Here is a 20,263-nt window from a genome sequence, read left to right on the forward strand (position 1 = left end):
TCCTCCTTAGTCTGTGATCGATCCTGCGATTACGGTCGCAAGAGCGATAGAATTCAGTTTTGTCTGGAAATCATCAGAACGTGATGTAAGTACAACCGGAGCGCTTGTTCCGACAAGTACGTTACCGATCTTGACCTTTGCAGTGCGGACAAGAATCTTATATGTGATATTTCCTGCATCGATATTCGGGAAGAGGAGAATATCAGCATGTCCGGCTACTGGATTAGTCACACCTTTGTGAACAGCTGCTTCCGGATCGATCGCAAGATCCATGGAAAGTGGTCCGTAGATCTGGCATCCTTTGAAATCGCCACCCTCGTACATCTTGGTGAGATTATCGGCATCGACTGTTGGCTGCATCTTTGGATTCACTGTTTCAACTGCACACAGAGGAGCAACCTTCGGGCATTCGATGCCACATGCATGTGCGACTTCTACTGCATTGTTGATGATATTGACTTTATCTGCAAGGGTTGGATATGTATTGAAAGCTACGTCTGTGAAGAACAGAAGACGGTTAATGCCTTCAATCTCAAATACGCATACATGAGACAGCATCTTTCCGGTACGAAGTCCGACTTCTTTATTCAATACGCTCTTTAAGAATGTCTTTGTTTCAAGCAATCCTTTTAAAAGGATATCAGCTTTGCCGTTGTGTACAAGCTCAACAGCCTTTAATGCAGCTGCTTCGGTATCAGGCTCATTGATGATCTCGAAATCTGTCAGATCCATATCAATAGAAGCGGCAATCTCGCGGATCTTGGCTTCATCACCGACAAGGATGGCTGTTGCGATATTTTGCTCTTTTGCAGCTTTGACAGCCTGCAGTACCGGCTCATCCTGTGCGTTGGAAACAGAGACTTTCTTTAAGGTTTTTTGATTTGCTTTTGAGATTAATTCTTCAAAACTTTTGCTCATTTTCACACCTTCTCATTCATAATTTAATTATAGTATTCTGGTTGAATAATTTTTAACAATCTTAAGTGTAGCACCATATCTGGGAAAGGTCAATATAAAAGTGGTGTGTTGGAAATGACGAATAATGCAGATGTATTGTGAAAAAATGTTGGTGAAAATGTTAAAAGAAAATTAAATGATAAAAAATGATTGATAAATATTTGACAGAACGGGAAATGGGTAGTATATTAAAAAAAGAGGACAAAAAAGTCCCTTGCGAAAATCTTAAAAACGGAAAGTAAAACAGTATATATTTAATAAGAAGTGATACTTACCATTAAGATGTAAAAGGAGGAAAAAGTGATGGCAAAGAAAATCGTGTTAGCAGGTGCGTGTCGTACAGCAATCGGAAGTATGGGTGGAGCTCTTTCTACAACTCCGGCACCGGAATTAGGATCTATCGTTATCAAAGAAGCTTTAAATAGAGCAGGTGTTGCTCCGGAACAGGTTGATCATGTATATATGGGTTGTGTAATCCAGGCAGGTCTTGGACAGAACGTTGCACGTCAGGCTTCTTTAAAAGCAGGTCTTCCGGTCGAGACACCGGCAGTTACGGTTAACGTTGTTTGCGGATCCGGACTTAACTGTGTGAACATGGCTGCACAGATGATCCAGGCAGGAGATGCTGATATCGTTGTAGCAGGCGGTATGGAAAATATGTCTATGGCTCCATATGCACTGAAAAACGCACGTTATGGATACAGAATGGGTAATGCACCGATGATCGATACAATGGTAAATGACGCACTTTGGGATGCATTCAATGACTATCACATGGGAATCACTGCTGAGAATGTAGCAGAACAGTGGGGACTCACAAGAGAACAGCTTGATGAATTTGCAGCAGCAAGCCAGCAGAAAGCCTGCGCAGCAATCGAAGCAGGAAAATTCAAAGATGAGATTGTTCCTGTAGAAGTGAAGAAGAAAAAAGAAACCATCGTAGTTGATACAGATGAAGGACCGCGTCCGGGAACAACAGCAGAAGGAATCGCAAGACTTCGTCCGGCATTCAAAAAAGATGGTATTGTAACAGCAGCAAATGCTTCCAGCATCAATGACGGAGCAGCAGCAATCGTTGTTATGAGTGAAGAAAAAGCAAAAGAGCTCGGCGTTACACCGATGGCAACATGGGTAGCAGGAGCACTCGGCGGAGTAGATCCATCTATCATGGGTGTTGGACCGGTTGCAGCTACGAATAAAGTAATGGCTAAGACAGGGCTTTCTGTAGATGATATGGATCTGATCGAAGCAAACGAAGCTTTCGCAGCACAGTCACTTGCAGTAGCACATGATCTGAAATTCGACATGGATAAAGTAAATGTAAACGGTGGAGCAATTGCTCTCGGACATCCAGTAGGAGCTTCAGGATGCCGTATCCTTGTTACACTTCTTCATGAGATGCAGAAACGTGATGCAAAGAAAGGTCTTGCAACACTTTGTATCGGTGGCGGAATGGGATGCGCTACAATCGTAGAACGTGATTAATAAACCAGATCAAAAGGAGATGTTGATGATGGAATTTATTACATATGAAGTAGAAGGACAGGTTGGAATTATTACCATTAACCGTCCAAAGGCACTGAACGCACTGAATAGTGCAGTTCTTGATGAACTTGATGCAACGATCGACGGTGTTGATCTTGATGCAGTCAGATGCCTGATCCTTACAGGAGCAGGAGAAAAATCTTTTGTAGCCGGTGCAGATATCGCTGAGATGAGTACTCTTACAAAAGAAGAGGGAGAAGCTTTTGGAAAGAAAGGAAATGATATTTTCCGTAAGATCGAAACACTTCCGATTCCGGTAATCGCAGCAGTTAATGGATTCGCTCTTGGTGGCGGATGTGAAATCTCCATGAGCTGTGATATCCGTATCTGTTCAGACAATGCAGTATTCGGACAGCCGGAGGTTGGCCTTGGAATTACACCTGGATTTGGTGGAACACAGAGACTTGCAAGACTTGTCGGACCTGGTATGGCAAAGCAGATGATCTACACTGCAAGAAATATCAAAGCTGACGAAGCTTACAGAATCGGTCTTGTAAATGCCGTATATCCGCAGGAAGAACTGATGCCGGCAGCAAAGAAGATGGCAGCAGGCATTGCAAAGAATGCACCGATCGCAGTAAGACACTGCAAACAGGCAATCAATGAAGGTCTTGAAAAGGGAATGGATGAGGCAATCGTAGTAGAAGAAAAACTCTTCGGCGGATGCTTTGAATCCTACGACCAGAAAGAAGGAATGGCAGCATTCCTTGAAAAGAGAAAAGTAGAAGCTTTCCTTAATAAATAAGTTCGTTTAATAAAGGGGAGAATTAACTCTCCCCTGGAAAATTAAATTTATAAAATGGAGGTAATTTCAATGAAAGTAGGAATTATTGGCGCAGGAACAATGGGACAGGGCATTGCAAAGGCATTTGCTCAGGTAGATGGATATGAAGTAGCACTCTGTGACATCAAACAGGAATGGGCAGAAGGCGGAAAAGCTAAAATCGCTAAAGGCTATGACAGACTTGTTCAGAAAGGAAAATTAACTCAGGAAGCAGTTGATGCAATTCTTGCAAAAATTACTCCGGGACTCAAAGAAGATCTCTGCGCAGATTGTGATCTGATCGTAGAAGCAGCATTTGAGAACATGGAAGTTAAGAAAACTACATTCAGTGAACTTGATAAGATCGCAAAACCTGAATGCATTTTTGCATCAAATACCTCCAGCCTTTCTATCACAGAAATCGGCAACGGACTTACCCGTCCAATGATCGGTATGCATTTCTTCAACCCGGCAGACCGTATGAAATTAGTAGAAGTGATCGCAGGCGTAAATACACCGGCTGAAACTGTAGATGCAATCAAGAAGATTGCAGAAGAAATCGGAAAGACACCTGTACAGGTTAATGAAGCAGCAGGTTTCGTAGTAAACCGTATCCTTGTTCCGATGATCAATGAAGCAGCTTTCATCAAGATGGAAGGTGTATCTGACATCGCAGGAATCGATGCAGCAATGAAGCTTGGTGCAAACCATCCAATGGGACCTCTGGAGCTTGGTGATTTCATCGGACTTGATATCTGCCTTGCTATCATGGATGTACTTTATGCAGAAACAGGCGACAGCAAATATCGTGCATGCCCGCTGCTTCGTAAGATGGTCCGTGGTGGAAACCTTGGAGTTAAGAGCGGAAAAGGATTCTATGTATACAATGCAGACCGCACAAAAACTCCGGTTGATGCACAGTAATGGATGTTCTAAATAAAGACATGGAGGAAGAATAAATGGATTTCGGATTAGATAAGAAACACGAAATGGCGAGAACTCTGTTTAAAGAATTCGCAGAAAACGAAGTAAAACCACTTGCACAGGAAGTGGACGAGACAGAAGTTTTCCCAAGAGCAACAGTTGAAAAAATGGCGAAATATGGATTTCTTGGTATTCCGGTACCGAAGGAATACGAAGGACAGGGATGCGATCCCCTGACATACGTAATGTGTGTAGAAGAACTTGCAAAGGTTTGTGCTACAACATCTGTAATTGTATCTGCACATACCTCCCTTTGTATTGACCCGATCCTGACATACGGAACACCGGAACAGAAAGCAAAATATGTTCCGGATCTTGCATCAGGAAGAAAGCTTGGAGCTTTCGGTCTTACAGAACCAGGAGCAGGTACAGATGCACAGGGACAGCAGACGAAGGCTGTTCTCGACGGAGATGAATGGGTATTAAACGGATCAAAATGCTTTATCACAAACGGTAAAGAAGCAGATGTTTACATCATTATCGCCGTAACAGGTATTGTTGAAAAACGTGGCAGAAAGATGAAAGAGATTTCTGCATTCATCGTAGAGAAAGACACTCCGGGATTCACATTCGGAACCAAAGAGAAGAAGATGGGTATCCGTGGATCTTCAACATACGAGCTTATTTTTGAAGACTGCCGTATTCCAAAAGAAAATCTCCTTGGAGCACAGGGCAAGGGGTTCGGTATCGCTATGCATACTCTTGATGGCGGACGTATCGGTATTGCCGCTCAGGCTCTTGGAATCGCTGAAGGCGCACTTGACAGAACAATCGCATATGTAAAAGAAAGAAAACAGTTCGGACGCACGATTGGTCAGTTCCAGAATACACAGTTCCAGCTTGCAGATATGGCTACAAAGGTAGAGGCTGCAAAGATGATGGTATACAAAGCTGCCATGGCAAAAGCTACACAGAAAGTTTACTCTGTCGAAGCTGCACAGGCTAAGCTTTATGCAGCAGAAGTAGCGATGGAAGTTACTACAAAGGCTGTTCAGTTACATGGTGGATACGGATACATCAGAGAATACGATGTAGAACGTATGATGCGTGACGCAAAGATTACAGAAATCTACGAAGGAACTTCAGAAGTTCAGCGTATGGTTATTTCTGGAAACTTATTGAAATAGGAGGTACGAATCGTGAAGATAGTTGTTTGTGTAAAACAGGTACCGGATACAAAAGGCGGAGTTCAGTTTAATCCGGACGGTACACTTAACAGAGCTGCAATGCTTGCAATTATGAACCCGGATGACAAAGCAGGTCTTGAGGCCGCACTTAGATTAAAAGACCAGTATGGAGCAGAAGTAACTGTACTTACAATGGGACTTCCAAAAGCAGCCGATGTGCTTCGTGAAGCACTTGCAATGGGAGCTGATAAAGCAATTCTTGTAACAGACAGAGTACTTGGAGGAGCTGATACATGGGCTACATCAAGCACCATCGCAGCAGCACTCCGTAAACTCGATTATGACCTGATCATCACAGGACGTCAGGCAATCGATGGTGATACAGCACAGGTTGGACCGCAGATTTCCGAACATCTGGACATCCCGGTAATCTCTTATGCACAGGATATCAAAGTAGAAGGCGACAGCGTGATCGTACAGCGTCAGTTCGAAGACAGATATCATGTACTGAAAGCAAAAATGCCTTGCCTTATCACTGCACTTTCAGAATTAAATGAACCACGTTATATGACACCAGGCGGAATCTTCGATGCTTGTGATGCTGAGATCACAACATGGGGAAGAGCAGATCTTACTACCTTGGATGATGCAAATATCGGTCTTGCAGGATCACCTACAAAGATTGCGAAAGCATCTGACAAAGTAAGAAAAGGGGCAGGAGAAAAAGTTACTCTTGATCCGGAAGAAGCAGTATCTTACCTGATGGGAAAATTAACAGAGAAACATATCATTTAATAAGAAGGAAAAGTGGTGAATATCATGAACTTAGAAGAATATAAGGGAGTATATGTCTTTGCTGAACAGGTAGACAACAAACTGAGCGGAATCGCATTTGAACTTCTTGGAAAAGCAAAAGACCTTGCAGCAGACTTAAATGCAGAAGTAGCAGCCGTTCTGATCGGTTCTGACGTAAAAGGACTTGCAGATGAGCTTGCAGCATACGGAGCAGATAAAGTAATCGTAGTAGATGATCCGGAACTGAAAGAATATAGAACAGAGCCATACGCACATGCACTGGCATCTGTTATCGAAAAATATAAACCGGAGATCATGTTAGTCGGCGCAACTGCAATCGGACGTGATCTTGGTCCTAGAGTATCCGCAAGAGTACAGACAGGTCTTACAGCAGACTGTACACAGCTTGAGATCGGTGATTTCCCGATCAACCCGGTAGCAGGAAAAGAGCAGAAGCACAATCAGCTTCTTATGACTCGTCCGGCATTTGGTGGAAACACGATCGCTACCATCGCCTGCCCGGATAACCGCCCGCAGATGGCAACCGTTCGTCCTGGTGTTATGCAGAAGATCGCTAAGATCGAAGGTGCAAAGGCAAATGTAGAAGAGTTTAATCCAGGATTTACACCGGATAATAAATACGTTGAGATTATGGAAGTTGTCAAATCTGTATCTGAGACGGTTGATATCATGGATGCCAAGATTCTTGTATCCGGTGGACGTGGAGTCGGAAGTGCAGAAAACTTCAAGATCCTGGAAGATCTTGCAGAAGCACTTGGCGGAGAAGTAAGCTGCTCACGTGCAGTTGTAGATAATGGCTGGAAACCAAAAGATCTTCAGGTAGGACAGACAGGAAAGACAGTTCGTCCTCAGGTATATTTTGCAATCGGTATTTCCGGAGCGATCCAGCATGTAGCAGGTATGGAAGAATCTGATCTGATCATTGCAATCAACAAAGATGAGACAGCTCCGATCTTTGATGTAGCTGACTATGGTATCGTTGGAGATCTGAATAAGATCGTACCAGAACTTACCAAACAGATCAAAGAAGCAGTTGCTGCTAAAAAATAAAGAATAACTGGTAAAACAAAGATGGTGCCGCAAAGAAGCGGCACCATTTTTTTGTATACAAATCGAATAGAAGTTAGCCTGCTCTATTTTCGTGCGGAAAGCTTGTGCGTCTGGGGGATATTATGGTATACTTTATAAGATATAGACTTTGTAGTTATAGCTTAAGTAGGAGTGTGAATAAATGGCACAAAGAATTAAAAGCAGACGAAGGAAGGCTGTAAAAAAGCAGGCGGTTCATTATTTTGATTACAGTCTTCTGGCGATTATTATATTTCTGATGTGTTTTGGACTGGTAATGCTATACAGTATCAGTTCCTATGAAGCACGAACGGAATACGGAGATGGGATGTACTTCCTGAAAAGGCAGGGCCTCATCGGACTTGGAAGTATTGTTGTGATGATGTGGGTTTCTCGCCTGGATTATCATATGTTTTCCAAATATGCAGCAATGAGCTACTGGGGATCCATGCTTCTTCTTGCACTTGTTAAATTTACACCACTTGGTATTGAGGTAAATGGTGCACGAAGATGGTTCCGGCTTCCGGCTAACCAGTCATTCCAGCCGGCAGAGATTATGAAGATCGCTGTGATCATATTTATCCCATACCTGATCTGCAGAATGGGGAATAAAGTACACACCCTGAAAGGATCGCTGGGAGTTGTGGAGTGGGGAGGTTTGGCAGCACTGGGAGTTTATGTGCTGACTGATAATCTAAGCTCTGCGATCATTGTAATGGGAATTTCCTGCTGTATCCTTTTTGTCGTACATAAGAAGCAGAAGATTTTTCTGTGGATTGCAGGCGGCGGGCTGGCTGTTTTTGTGGCGGGATCATATATCCTCGGAAGACTTCTTGAGAACAGCACCAGCTTCCGACTCAGACGTATCATTGCCTGGCTGAATCCGGAAAAATATGCGTCAACGATTTCTTTCCAGACGGTACAGGGACTATATGCGATCGGATCAGGTGGCTTTTTCGGGAAAGGACTGGGAAATGGTGTGCAAAAGACGGTAATACCGGAAGTGCAGAACGACATGATCCTGTCAGCAATCTGTGAAGAGCTTGGGGTGTTTGGAGCAATCATTATCCTGGTTTTGTTCGGTCTTTTGATCTACAGACTGCTTTTTATTGCACAGAACGCACCTGATCTGTATGGAGCACTGATTATGACAGGGATTATGTCACATATCGCGATCCAGGTAATTCTCAATGTTATGGTAGTTACGAACATGATGCCGAATACCGGAATTACATTGCCTTTTATCAGTTATGGTGGTACATCCATCCTGTTCCTGATGATAGAAATGGGAATGGCACTTGGAATTTCCAGAAGAATTAAACTGGAAGGGTAAAAAAAGCTTTTTTTTCAAAGAAAAGTGTGATATGATGTTATAAGTGGTAATGAAAACCACGTATAATGGATGCAAATGACACGTTTCGGAGGTTTGGATTATGAGTTATAAAGTGATTGTGGACAGCTGTGGAGAATTGACAGCAGAGATGAAAGCTTCAGGTCGGTTTGAGACAGCATCACTGGGACTGGAGGTTGGAGATTGTCATATAATTGATGATGAATCTTTCAATCAGGCTGAATTTTTGAAGAACGTAGCTGAATGCCCGACATGTCCAAAGTCAAGTTGTCCGTCTCCGGAGACGTTTATGGAAGGATATCACTGTGATGCGGAGCATGTATACGCTGTTACGTTGTCTTCTGAACTGAGCGGTTCTTATAACAGTGCCGTACTGGGCAAGAATTTATATGAAGAAGAATATGGTGAGAAAGATATTTATGTGTTCAACTCAAAATCTGCATCAGTAGGACAGACGCTCATCGGGATGAAGATTGCGCAGTGTGAAGAGCGGGGCATGACATTTAAGGAAGTGGTAGCTGCTGTAGAAGCATATATTGAAGAGCAGCACACATATTTTGTTCTTGAGACGCTTGAGACTCTTCGTAAGAATGGAAGACTTACAGGATTAAAAGCAATTGCGGCAACAGTATTGAATATTAAGCCGGTGATGGGGGCTACTCCGAAGGGAGAGATTTGTCAGTTGGGTCAGGCGCGCGGAATTAAAAAAGCACTTAAGAATATGGTGGATTGTGTGATTGCAGATCTGAAAGATCCAGAGAGCAAGGTACTTGCAATTTCGCATTGTAACTGCCCGCAGAGAGCACAGGATGTGAAGAAGATGCTGGAAGAACGTGTGAAATTAAAAGACATTATCATTCTGGATACCAGAGGTGTCAGTAGCATGTATGCGAATGATGGCGGAGTAATTATTGCAGTATAGCTTGTATCAATCGTAAAAGTGTGATAAAATATACTGGTTAGATGATTGCGAAGGAGACTTGCAGATATGAGTCAGAAAAAAGTAGATTATTATAAACAGGCAAAAGCGAACAGAAAGCGTGAAGAAAAAAAGAAAAATTTGCGAAAAGCTTTTGATTATACGATCCTTGGGCTGATTGCACTTGCAATCGTTGTCTGGATTGGATGGTCCGCTTATGATATGTATGAATCAAAGCAGCCAAGAGCAGTAGCAGAAGTTGATTATTCTGCTGTAAGTGATTATGTCCAGTCACTTAACACTGCTGAGTAGATGAAAAGAAGAAAGTGGAGAGATGGTTCCATTGTGGAACGGTTTCTCCACTTTTTTTATGCACTGTGTGGGGAATGGAGTATAAAACGCTCCACTTTTCACCACAAAATGAATGAAAAATGGGAAAAAATATGATTTATCGGACTTTTTTCAGAATGGATAAATTCGAAAAAGTGCTTGAAAAGGGCGGAAAAGTGGGGTACAATGGATACAAGTGGTAGAAAGTGGAGCGAAGTGGAGCAAAGTGGCATGGAAAGTGGCAGACCACTTTGAAAGAAGGTGATCCTATGTTGACTGGAGAATTTAATCATAGTATTGATTCAAAAGGCAGGCTGATTATTCCTTCCAAATTACGAGAGAGTCTGGGAGAACATTTCGTAATTACGAAAGGGATGGACGGCTGCTTATTTCTGTATCCGGACAACGAATGGAAAGCCTTTGAAGAGAAGCTTAGAACTTTACCGCTTACAAACAAAAAAGCCAGAGACTTTAAGCGTTTCTTTCTTGGAAGTGCTACGGAAGGAGAACTTGACAAACAAGGGAGAGTTTTGATATCTTCTTCTCTTCGCGCTTATGCAGATCTTGAAAAAGAGGTTGTTCTAGCAGGTGTGCTGGACAAGGTCGAGATCTGGAGTAAAGAGGCGTGGGAAGCGCGTACAGCTGATGTTGAGGAAAATATCGAGGACATTGCAAGTGACATGGAAGATTTGGGACTTAGCATCTAAATAGATCTTTTAATTAGGAGGACACCATGGCATTTAAGCATAAATCAGTATTACTGGATGAGACAATCGAAGGACTGAACATCAAGCCGGACGGTATTTATGTTGATGGCACACTTGGAGGAGGCGGACATGCATACGAAGTATGTCGGCGTTTAAACAACAAGGGGAGTTTTATAGGAATAGACCAGGATGCGGCGGCGATTGAAGCGGCAGGCACCCGATTAAGCGACTTCGGGGAGAGAGTTACAATAATCAGGAGCAATTATTGTGATATGAAGTCGAGGCTCCATGAGAAAGGGATTGACAAGGTCGATGGAATCGTACTCGATCTGGGCGTATCATCTTATCAGTTAGATACGGCAGATCGTGGTTTTTCCTATCGCGTAGATGCGCCTTTGGATATGAGGATGGACACACGCCAGACTTTATCTGCAAAGGAGATTGTCAATGGCTACAGTGAGATGGACCTTTTTCGGATCATTCGCGACTATGGTGAGGACAAATTTGCGAAGAATATAGCAAAACATATTGTTATGGCAAGAGAGAAAGGTCCTATTGAAACAACCGGGCAGCTGGCAGAGATTATCAGACAGTCTATACCGATGAAGTTTCAGAAGATGTCGGGGCATCCGGCAAAAAGAACCTTTCAGGCAATCCGGATTGAATGTAACCGGGAACTGGAGGTGCTCAGGGATTCACTTGACGATATGATCGATATTTTAAATCCGGGAGGAAGGATATGCATCATCACGTTCCATTCCCTGGAGGACAGAATTGTCAAAGGAATTTTTAAAAAGAATGAGAATCCATGCACGTGTCCGAGTACTTTCCCGGTATGTGTGTGTGGAAAAGTTTCCAAAGGAAAAGTCATTACGAAAAAACCGATTCTTCCAAGTGAAGAAGAGATGGAAGTGAACAGTCGTTCTAAGAGTGCGAAGCTGCGTATCTTTGAGCGCGTATAGAATTTGAAAGGGTGGTGCTGTATGGCAAAATACAGTCATAGAATACAGGCAGACAGACGTACAGTAACAAGCCGAGGAATGTACATATACGGAAATACAGTTCGCCAGGCAGAAGTCATGCCACAGCGACAAGAGGAACCAAGAAAAGAACATAAAAAGAAAAAACTGGACAGACAGATTTTGAAAAATCGAAGAAAAGCAATGCGGATGAATCCTGCATATGTGATGTTTCTTTCAATTGCGGCAGTGGCAGCACTTGTAGTCTGTGTATGGTATCTGCAGGTACGTGCAGAGCTTACAAGCCGGACAGAGCATATTACCGAGCTGCAGCAGGAACTGGCAGATGCAAAAGAAGAGAATACAACTAGATATAACGTAGTAATGGATTCTGTGAATCTGGAAGAAGTAAGAGACCGTGCAATCAATGATCTGGGTATGGGATATGCGACTTCGGATCAGATTATTGAATATCAGAACCCGGTTAATGATTATGTAAAACAGTACGAAAGTATTCCGAAAAGCGGAGTGCTTGGACAGACAACAGATAAATAGGTTTATGAACAAAGGTGAATAACATGTCAAAAAGAAGAAAAAGAAAGCCTTCCGTTCTGAGGCATAAATTCACGGTTGGAATGCAGAAAAAGCTGGTAATGCTCTTTATAGCGATATTACTGGCTTTTGTTATTCTTGTCGGAAGAATTACCTATATCAATGCCTCGTCAGGAGAAGATTATACCAAGACAGTACTGGATCAGCAGCAGTATATGAGTCAGTCGATTCCGTTCAAGCGTGGAGATATTGTAGATACAAACGGCACAAAGCTTGCGACAAGTGAGCGTGTATACAATGTGATTCTGGATGCAAAGGTCTTACTTTCAGACGAGACAAAAAAAGCTGAAAACATAGCAGCTACGAAAAAAGCGCTGAAAAGTTATTTTCAGATCAAGGCATCGGCAGTGGATGCAATTATCGCGGACAGTCCGGACAGTCGGTACAATATTCTGAAAAAAGGAATTTCCTACGATGATGCGAAGGCATTTGAAGCGGCAGAGAAGAAAAATTCCAAGATCAAAGGAATCTGGCTGGAAGAGGATTATGTCAGAAAATATCCATATAATACACTTGCCTGCGATGTCCTGGGATTCAGCGTATCGGGGAATGTGGGAGCAAGCGGACTGGAAGCATCCTATAATTCAACGTTGAATGGAACAGATGGACGCAGATATGGTTATCAGAATGAAGACTCGGCAATTGAAAACACGGTGAAAGAGCCGATAAATGGAAATACGATCGTAACAACGATTGATGCGAACCTGCAGTCTATCGTGGAAAAGCATCTGGAAGAGTTTAACCAGGCGCACACAGATGAAGCGCAGGAGGGGATGGGATTTAAAAACGGAGCTGTGATCATGATGAACCCGAATACCGGAGAAGTTCTGGCAATGGCTTCCTCACCTACCTATGATCTGAATAATCCGAGAGATCTATCCAAGTATTATACAGAGGAAGAAATAACCGGAATGAGCAGTGACGATAAGATCGATGCTCTGAATGAACTCTGGAGAAACTTCTGCGTGAGCGATACTTTTGAGCCGGGATCTACGATCAAACCATTTACGGTTGCAACAGGTCTGGAGATTGGTGCACTGAAAGGCGATGAGACCTATTACTGCGGTGGTTCCCTTCAGATCGATGAATGGGAGATTAAATGTATCTCTTATGATAATGGTGGACACGGGCAGCAGAATCTGACACAGGTTATGGAAAATTCATGTAACGTTGCCCTGATGCAGATTGGTCTGGCAATCGGACCGGAAGAATTCTGTAAGTACCAGAGTATTTTTGGATTCGGTCAGTATACGGGGATTGATCTTCCGGGTGAGGCGGTTGGTATTTTGCAGTCACCGGATGGAATGATCAAAACGGATCTTGCAACCAACTCTTTCGGACAGAATTTTAACGTAACTATGCTTCAACTTGCGACAGGATTCTGTTCTCTGATCAATGGTGGCGATTATTATGAACCGCATCTTGTAAAAGCTATTCAGGATGAGAACGGAAATGTGATCCAGACTATTGATCCGGTGTTGGAGAAGAAGACAATTTCTAAAGAAACTTCTGATAAACTGAAAAGTTATATGTACAGTGTTGTTCAGAACGGTAGTGGTAGATATGCACAGGTAGAAGGTTATGATATCGGTGGTAAGACCGGTACAGCGGAAAAATTGCCCCGTGGAGAGAATAAGAACGTGGTATCCTTTATCGGATATGCACCGCAGGAGAATCCGGAAATTATGATTTATGTAGTCATCGATGAACCGAATGCTCCGGATCAGTCAGCGACCAGCAGCCTGATCTCGCAGCTCGCTTCTGATATTATGGCAGAAGCATTTCCGTATTTGAATATTACAAAGGCTCCGGCTGAGTAATTTGGGTATAACCCCGGAAGACAGATCATACAGTAATAGTAAGAATCTGTTTTTCGGGGTTTTTATGCGGAATAAGACTTATAATAAAAAGAAAATGCTGGTAGTATTTTTAAGCGCGCTTCTGATGATTTTTTTTCTGATCGCAAGACTGGTGTATTTGATGATATTTGATGCTGCGTATTATCAACAGAAAGCAAAAACGCTGCACGAAAGAGAGAGGGAGATCAAGGCGGCAAGGGGAGAGATCATTGACAGAAATGGCAAAGTCCTTGCGACCAATAAAGCGGTGTGTACCATATCTGTTATCCATAGTCAGATAACAGATCCGGAGAGAGTGATCCAGGTTCTTGCCGATGAGCTGGGAATAGAGAAAGAAATGATTCGGAAAAGAATCGAAAAAGTTTCTTCCAGAGAAAAAATAAAGACAAATGTGGAGAAAGAGACCGGGGACCGGATTCGTGCATATGAACTGGACGGGGTGAAGGTAGATGAGGATTTTAAACGGTACTATCCGTATGGCAATCTGGCTTCAAAGGTTCTTGGATTTACCGGTGGAGACAATCAGGGAATCATTGGACTGGAAGTAAAGTATGAAAATTATCTGAAAGGTGTGAACGGAATGATTCTGACAACAACTGATGCCAGAGGGATTGAGCTTGCGGATACGCTGGAAGACAGAGTAGAACCGGTTTCCGGAGACACTCTGCAGGTAAGCCTGGACTATAATATCCAGGAATATGCACAGCAGGCTGCGGAAAAAGTAATGGAAGAAAAACAGGCAGATGCAGTTGTGATTTTGATCCTGAATCCAAAAACAGGGGAAATCTATGCCTGCGTCAATGCTCCAGAGTTTGATCTGAATGCCCCGTTTACATTACCGGAGGGAACAGATGCCGCTTTGAATGATGAAGAAAAACAGGCAATGCTGAATCAGATGTGGCGGAACAGGAGTATCAATGATACTTATGAACCAGGATCGATCTTTAAGGTATTTACTGCTTCGGCGGCGTTGGAAGAGGGCGTGGTCAAAGAAGAAGATACTTTTTACTGTCCTGGATACAAGCTTGTGGAAGACCGCCGGATCCGGTGTGCGAGAACGACTGGACATGGATCCGAGACGTTTGTACAGGGGGTGCAGAATTCCTGTAATCCGGTTTTTATTGAAGTAGGGATGCGGCTTGGAACAGAGAATTTTTATAAATATTTTGAAAAATTCGGATTGATGGGGAAGACAGGTGTAGATCTTCCGGGAGAGGCTGCAACGATCATGCACAAGAAGGAAAATGTAGGGCAGGTAGAGCTGGCAACGATGTCGTTTGGACAGTCTTTTCAGGTGACACCGATGCAGATGGCAACAACAGTATGTTCTCTGGTGAATGGGGGGAAAAGGATCACTCCTCATTTTGGCATTGCCGTTTATGATGCGGAAAGTGGAGAGAAAGAAGAAACGATTTCTTATGGAAAAAGAAAACGGATTCTTTCTAAAGAAACGTCAGAAAAGATGAGAAAGATACTGGAAACGGTTGTGTCCGAGGGAGGAGGAAAAAAAGCACAGATCGAAGGATACCGGATCGGAGGAAAGACAGCGACCAGCCAGACGCTGCCAAGAAGTGCGAACCGTTATATAGGATCTTTTATCGGATTTGCACCTGCAGGTGATCCGCAGGTAGCAGCAATGGCAATTATTTACAACCCACAGGGTATCTATTATGGCGGGACGATAGCAGCTCCGGTTGTGCGCGATATTTTCGACAATATTCTTCCCTATCTTGGAATCGAACGGGAAGAAAACCCGTGAAGCAGTTGAAAAAACAGGGCAGATACATTATACTAAAGCGTAGAATCTGTGCCTTTAAGATAAGGGCTGATTTTGAAAACAAAAGAAAGACAGAGGTGTATTATGGATTTTACAATGGTCATACCGGTGCTGATCGCGTTTGTTCTCAGTGTGGCAGCAGGACCGGTGGTAATTCCTGTTTTAAGAAGACTCAAGATGGATCAGACAGAGAGAGAAGACGGGGTGAAGTCGCATCTTAAAAAAGCCGGAACGCCGACGATGGGAGGCGTGATGATCTTGTTTGCGATTGCGGTCACTTCGCTGATCTATGTAAGAGAGTATCCGAAGGTGATTCCGGTACTTTTTGTAACGATTGGATTCGGACTGGTCGGGTTCCTGGATGATTATCTGAAAGTTGTTCTTCACAGATCAGATGGACTGATGCCGATGCAGAAGATGGCACTCCAGATTGTGATTACAGCGATTTTTGCATTTTACATCGTGAAAGTGGCAAAGATACCGCTTACCATGCTGATACCGTTTTCAGGTGGGAAATATCTGGACATCGGTTGGTTTGCCATTCCGGTACTTTTTATTGCAGTGATCGGTACCGTCAATGGTGTGAATTTTACAGATGGACTGGACGGGCTTGCATCCAGTGTAACAGTTCTTGTGGCAACCTTCTTTACAGTTGTTGCGATCGGAACAAAGAGTGGGATCGAACCGATTACCTGTGCAGTGGTAGGTGCGTTGCTGGGATTCTTATTATTCAACGTTTATCCGGCAAGCGTATTTATGGGCGACACCGGATCACTGGCTCTTGGGGGATTTGTTGCTTCGACAGCATACATGCTCCAGATGCCATTATTCATTATCATCGTAGGACTGATCTATCTGGTAGAAGTTTTATCAGTTATGATCCAGGTAACATATTTTAAGAAAACAGGCGGAAAGCGTTTCTTTAAAATGGCGCCGATCCACCATCATTTTGAGCTGTGTGGATGGAGCGAGACACGGGTGGTTGCAGTTTTTTCAATTGTAACTGCAATTCTGTGCCTGGTTGCACTGCTGGCATTATAGGAGGCTTACAAAAATGGATTTACAAGGAAAGAAAGTGTTGGTATTCGGTGCGGGGATCAGTGGGATCGGATCCTGCGGATTGCTGGAAAAAGAAGGGGCAGAGGTAATTCTGTATGATGGAAATGATAAAAAAGATGCCGAGGCAATGAAAGCACAGCTTGGTGAGGGAAGCAAAGTCCGCGTTGTTCTCGGAGCTTTTCCGGAAGAGGAGATGGAAAGTCTTGATCTGGTTGTAATGAGTCCGGGGGTGCCGACTGATCTGCCGGTTGTTCTGGCTATGAAAGAAAAAGGAATTCCTGTCTGGGGCGAGATTGAGCTTGCCTATGTATGCGGAAAAGGAGATGTGCTTGGAATTACCGGAACCAATGGGAAAACGACAACAACCTCTCTTTTAGGCGAGATTATGAAAAATGCCTGTGACAGCGTTTTTGTTGTGGGAAATATCGGTACACCATATACGAATGCCGCAGCAGATACCAGAGAAGATTCTGTGATCGTGGCAGAGCTTTCAAGCTTCCAGCTGGAGAGTATTCATACCTTCCATCCAAAGGTAAGTGCAGTTCTTAATATCACACCGGATCATCTGAACCGCCATCATACGATGGAAGCATATATTCGTGCAAAGATGAATATTGCGAAGAATCAGACACCAGAAGATATCTGCGTTCTCAATTATGAAGATGAAGAGACAAGAAAGATGGCAGATGAATTTCAGGCGAGTGTTCTATTTTTCAGCAGTAAGCATAAACTGGAACAGGGCATTTATCTTGATGGAGAAGACATTGTATACAAACCGGAAAAGGAGAAAGAAGGAACGGTCATCTGCAAGACCGGCGAATTACAGATCCTTGGCGTCCACAATTATGAGAATGTTATGGCAGCGGTTGCAATGGCAGCAGCTTACGGTGTAGATCTGGATGTGATCCGTAAGTCTGTACTTGCATTTAAGGGGGTTGAGCATCGTATTGAATATGTGGCAGAGAAGAACGGGGTTGTCTATTACAATGACTCTAAAGGAACGAATCCGGATGCGGCGATCAAGGGAATCCAGGCAATGAACCGCCCGACGATCCTGATCGGTGGTGGATATGATAAACAGTCCGATTTCCATGAATGGATCCAGAGCTTTGATGGAAAAGTCCGCTATCTGGTACTGATCGGTGCTACAAAAGAGCAGATTCAGAAAGAAGCAGCAGAGTGCGGATTTCATGACTGTATTTTAAAAGATACTTTCGAAGAAGCACTCGATACCTGTGTGGAGCTTGCAAGACCCGGAGATGCAGTTCTGCTGTCACCGGCATGTGCAAGCTGGGGAATGTTCCCGAACTATGAAGTGCGTGGGGAAGAATTCAAAAAATACGTGAATGCATTATAAAAGAAATAAAATAATTTCATATAATCTGTATCAAAGGGCGTGAAACAAAGTGGAGGAAAAAGGGAAAAAGGGGCGTATGGATTACACGCTTCTGTTAATTGTTGTTCTCCTGGTTGTGATCGGACTGGTGATCTTATACAGTACCAGTGCATATAACGGGCAGGTGAAATTTCATGATTCCTTTTACTATCTGAAAAAGCAGGCGTTTGCGACGGTGCTTGGAATTGTACTGATGCTGTTCGTGGCAGGGATGGATTACCACATCTGGCAGAGACTGGCAGTATTTGGTTATCTGGCAGCAGTTGCACTTTCGGTTGCGGTCATGTTGTTTGGCAGAGAAATTAACGGGTCCAAAAGATGGTTAGCTTTGGGCCCGTTTTCTTTTCAGCCATCAGAATTTGCGAAAGTTGCACTGATTCTTTTTCTGGCGGATCTTGTGACGAAGAACGTAAAAACAATCGGAAAAATGTGGACACTTTGCAGGATCATGTTCTGGATCCTTCCAATCGTGGGACTTGTGGGAGCGAGTAATTTAAGCACGGCGATCATTATTCTGGGAATCGGTGTGATCCTGATCTTTGTGGCAAGCCCGAAGTATGCGCAATTTGCCTTGATGGGAATCGCAGGCGCCTGCTTTATGGGGATTTTTCTTGCCCTTGAAAGCTATCGGCTGGAACGGCTTGCTATCTGGAGAAATCCGGAAAAATATGAAAAGGGTTATCAGACCCTGCAGGGGCTTTACGCGATTGGATCCGGAGGAGTATTCGGAGTCGGGATCGGAAACAGTGTACAGAAGCTGGGATTTGTACCTGAGGCACAGAATGATATGATCTTTTCAATTATTTGTGAAGAGCTTGGACTCGCAGGTGCTGGGATTATCGTTTTTCTGTTTCTGCTTCTGATCTGGCGCTTTTTCCTGATCGCATCTGGAAGCAGGGATCTTTTTGGTGCGCTGATCGCGACCGGAGCGATGGCACATATGATGATTCAGGTTATTTTAAATATTGCAGTTGTGACGAACACAATTCCGAATACGGGGATTACACTTCCTTTTATCAGTTATGGAGGAACATCGGTGATGTTTCTTTTAATTGAAATGGGACTTGTGCTAAGTGTGTCACAAGTGGTAGACTAAACAGGAGATATACAAAAGACGGAAGGAGGAAGATGCCTGATGGGATGATACAGAAAGAAAGGAAAAAGAGAATCATAAAGCAGGCTGCCATGAAAGCCATTCTGGTCATTATTTTGGTTTGCATAGCTATGATTACGTTTCTTTTACTCTTTCAAGTGCGGAAAATTGAAGTATCAGGAAATCAGTATCTTAGCAGACAGGAGATTGCAGACTGGGTGCAGGATGATAATTGGTCTTCCAATTCTCTGTATGTGATGATCAGGAACCACCTGATGAATCACGAGCTGCTTCCGGCAATGGAAGAGGCAAATGTGACGATGAAGAATCCGTGGACTGTGAAGGTGACGACCAAAGAGAAGCGTGTGGCCGGTTATATCGTGTCAGGTGATGAATGTATTTATTTTGACAAGGATGGTATCGTACTTGCAAAGACAAAGGAGCTGTGGGATGGAATCCCGTGCATTGAAGGGCTGGAAGTAAAGAAAGTACAGCTTTACAAAGAACTTCCGGTCAGCAAGGCGAACAAAAAAGCATTTGGGAACCTTCTGGATATGACGATGACACTGAAAAAATGTGATCTCGCGCCGGATAAGATTGTTTGTTCCGGTTCAGATCTGTATCTTTTTTTTGGAAACAAATGTGTCAATGTCGGGCACACGAATCTGGAAGAACGGATCATGCAGATATCGCCGATCCTTGAGAAGCTGGGAGATCAGGGAGGAACCCTGTATCTGGAAAATTTTAACACAGATAATATTACAATTACCTTCGAAAAAGATGTGATTCCGGACCTTGGAACATAATCTGTGTCAAGTGAATAAAAAAATAGGAAAATATACAAAATTCTATTGATATTTTTCGGAAAAAAATATATTATAGTCTTATGTATAACTAAGCGCATATTGACATTTAGGGTGTATAATATAATAAGGTGACGA

19 protein-coding genes are annotated in these 20,263 nt (G+C 43.3%); 18 read left to right on the forward strand and 1 reads right to left on the reverse strand.

The annotated features are described in order from the left end of the window. Positions 1-6: 6 nt before the first annotated feature. Positions 7-918, reverse strand: coding sequence for a phosphate butyryltransferase (gene ptb, locus NQ556_RS04485; protein WP_022220769.1), 912 nt, complete (start codon positions 916-918; stop codon positions 7-9). Between the two features lie 342 nt (positions 919-1,260). Between ptb and NQ556_RS04490 the strand changes: the two genes are divergently transcribed. From NQ556_RS04490 to NQ556_RS04575, 18 genes are all read left to right on the forward strand, one after another. Then, positions 1,261-2,442 (forward strand): acetyl-CoA C-acetyltransferase, encoded by a 1,182-nt coding sequence (locus NQ556_RS04490; protein ID WP_022220768.1) that lies wholly within the window; start codon positions 1,261-1,263, stop codon positions 2,440-2,442. A gap of 28 nt (positions 2,443-2,470) precedes the next feature. Beyond that, positions 2,471-3,247 carry an enoyl-CoA hydratase-related protein gene (locus tag NQ556_RS04495; RefSeq protein WP_022220767.1) on the forward strand — a complete coding sequence of 259 codons (777 nt, stop codon included), beginning with the start codon at positions 2,471-2,473 and terminating at the stop codon, positions 3,245-3,247. Between the two features lie 69 nt (positions 3,248-3,316). Further along, positions 3,317-4,189: a 3-hydroxyacyl-CoA dehydrogenase family protein gene (locus NQ556_RS04500; RefSeq protein ID WP_022220766.1), complete on the forward strand. Its 873-nt coding sequence runs from the start codon at positions 3,317-3,319 to the stop codon at positions 4,187-4,189. Between the two features lie 35 nt (positions 4,190-4,224). Next, positions 4,225-5,376 carry an acyl-CoA dehydrogenase gene (locus tag NQ556_RS04505; protein WP_008371917.1) on the forward strand — a complete coding sequence of 384 codons (1,152 nt, stop codon included), beginning with the start codon at positions 4,225-4,227 and terminating at the stop codon, positions 5,374-5,376. Positions 5,377-5,388: 12 nt separating this feature from the next. Next, positions 5,389-6,171 carry an electron transfer flavoprotein subunit beta/FixA family protein gene (locus tag NQ556_RS04510; protein WP_008371915.1) on the forward strand — a complete coding sequence of 261 codons (783 nt, stop codon included), beginning with the start codon at positions 5,389-5,391 and terminating at the stop codon, positions 6,169-6,171. A 24-nt stretch (positions 6,172-6,195) separates the two neighbouring features. Continuing rightward, complete coding sequence (locus tag NQ556_RS04515; RefSeq protein WP_008371912.1) at positions 6,196-7,242, forward strand: electron transfer flavoprotein subunit alpha/FixB family protein; 1,047 nt, start codon at positions 6,196-6,198, stop codon at positions 7,240-7,242. A gap of 181 nt (positions 7,243-7,423) precedes the next feature. Further along, positions 7,424-8,593 carry an FtsW/RodA/SpoVE family cell cycle protein gene (locus NQ556_RS04520; protein ID WP_008371910.1) on the forward strand — a complete coding sequence of 390 codons (1,170 nt, stop codon included), beginning with the start codon at positions 7,424-7,426 and terminating at the stop codon, positions 8,591-8,593. Positions 8,594-8,693: 100 nt separating this feature from the next. Next, complete coding sequence (locus NQ556_RS04525; RefSeq protein WP_008371909.1) at positions 8,694-9,533, forward strand: DegV family protein; 840 nt, start codon at positions 8,694-8,696, stop codon at positions 9,531-9,533. Positions 9,534-9,599: 66 nt separating this feature from the next. Next, positions 9,600-9,842, forward strand: coding sequence for a hypothetical protein (locus NQ556_RS04530; RefSeq protein WP_008371907.1), 243 nt, complete (start codon positions 9,600-9,602; stop codon positions 9,840-9,842). A gap of 287 nt (positions 9,843-10,129) precedes the next feature. After that, complete coding sequence (gene mraZ, locus NQ556_RS04535) at positions 10,130-10,567, forward strand: division/cell wall cluster transcriptional repressor MraZ (protein WP_022220764.1); 438 nt, start codon at positions 10,130-10,132, stop codon at positions 10,565-10,567. Between the two features lie 26 nt (positions 10,568-10,593). After that, on the forward strand, positions 10,594-11,529 hold the full coding sequence (gene rsmH / locus NQ556_RS04540; RefSeq protein ID WP_008371903.1) for a 16S rRNA (cytosine(1402)-N(4))-methyltransferase RsmH: 936 nt from the start codon (positions 10,594-10,596) through the stop codon (positions 11,527-11,529). Between the two features lie 21 nt (positions 11,530-11,550). Continuing rightward, a complete protein-coding gene (locus NQ556_RS04545; protein WP_008371901.1) occupies positions 11,551-12,081 on the forward strand; it encodes a hypothetical protein in 531 nt (176 codons plus the stop codon). Between the two features lie 23 nt (positions 12,082-12,104). After that, a complete protein-coding gene (locus NQ556_RS04550; RefSeq protein ID WP_022220763.1) occupies positions 12,105-13,958 on the forward strand; it encodes a peptidoglycan D,D-transpeptidase FtsI family protein in 1,854 nt (617 codons plus the stop codon). 64 nt (positions 13,959-14,022) lie between these two features. After that, on the forward strand, positions 14,023-15,756 hold the full coding sequence (locus NQ556_RS04555) for a peptidoglycan D,D-transpeptidase FtsI family protein (RefSeq protein WP_022220762.1): 1,734 nt from the start codon (positions 14,023-14,025) through the stop codon (positions 15,754-15,756). Between the two features lie 102 nt (positions 15,757-15,858). After that, a complete protein-coding gene (mraY, locus tag NQ556_RS04560) occupies positions 15,859-16,815 on the forward strand; it encodes a phospho-N-acetylmuramoyl-pentapeptide-transferase (protein ID WP_008371893.1) in 957 nt (318 codons plus the stop codon). Positions 16,816-16,828: 13 nt separating this feature from the next. Further along, the gene (gene murD / locus NQ556_RS04565) at positions 16,829-18,190 is read left to right on the forward strand and encodes a UDP-N-acetylmuramoyl-L-alanine--D-glutamate ligase (RefSeq protein WP_008371891.1); all 1,362 of its coding nucleotides are present in this window, start codon (positions 16,829-16,831) and stop codon (positions 18,188-18,190) included. A gap of 76 nt (positions 18,191-18,266) precedes the next feature. Continuing rightward, the gene (locus NQ556_RS04570; protein ID WP_022220761.1) at positions 18,267-19,325 is read left to right on the forward strand and encodes an FtsW/RodA/SpoVE family cell cycle protein; all 1,059 of its coding nucleotides are present in this window, start codon (positions 18,267-18,269) and stop codon (positions 19,323-19,325) included. Between the two features lie 44 nt (positions 19,326-19,369). Beyond that, complete coding sequence (locus NQ556_RS04575; RefSeq protein WP_167531621.1) at positions 19,370-20,128, forward strand: cell division protein FtsQ/DivIB; 759 nt, start codon at positions 19,370-19,372, stop codon at positions 20,126-20,128. Positions 20,129-20,263 lie beyond the last annotated feature (135 nt).

It is taken from the genome of Coprococcus comes ATCC 27758 (assembly GCF_025149785.1).
In the GTDB taxonomy this organism is placed as follows: domain Bacteria; phylum Bacillota; class Clostridia; order Lachnospirales; family Lachnospiraceae; genus Allocoprococcus; species Allocoprococcus comes.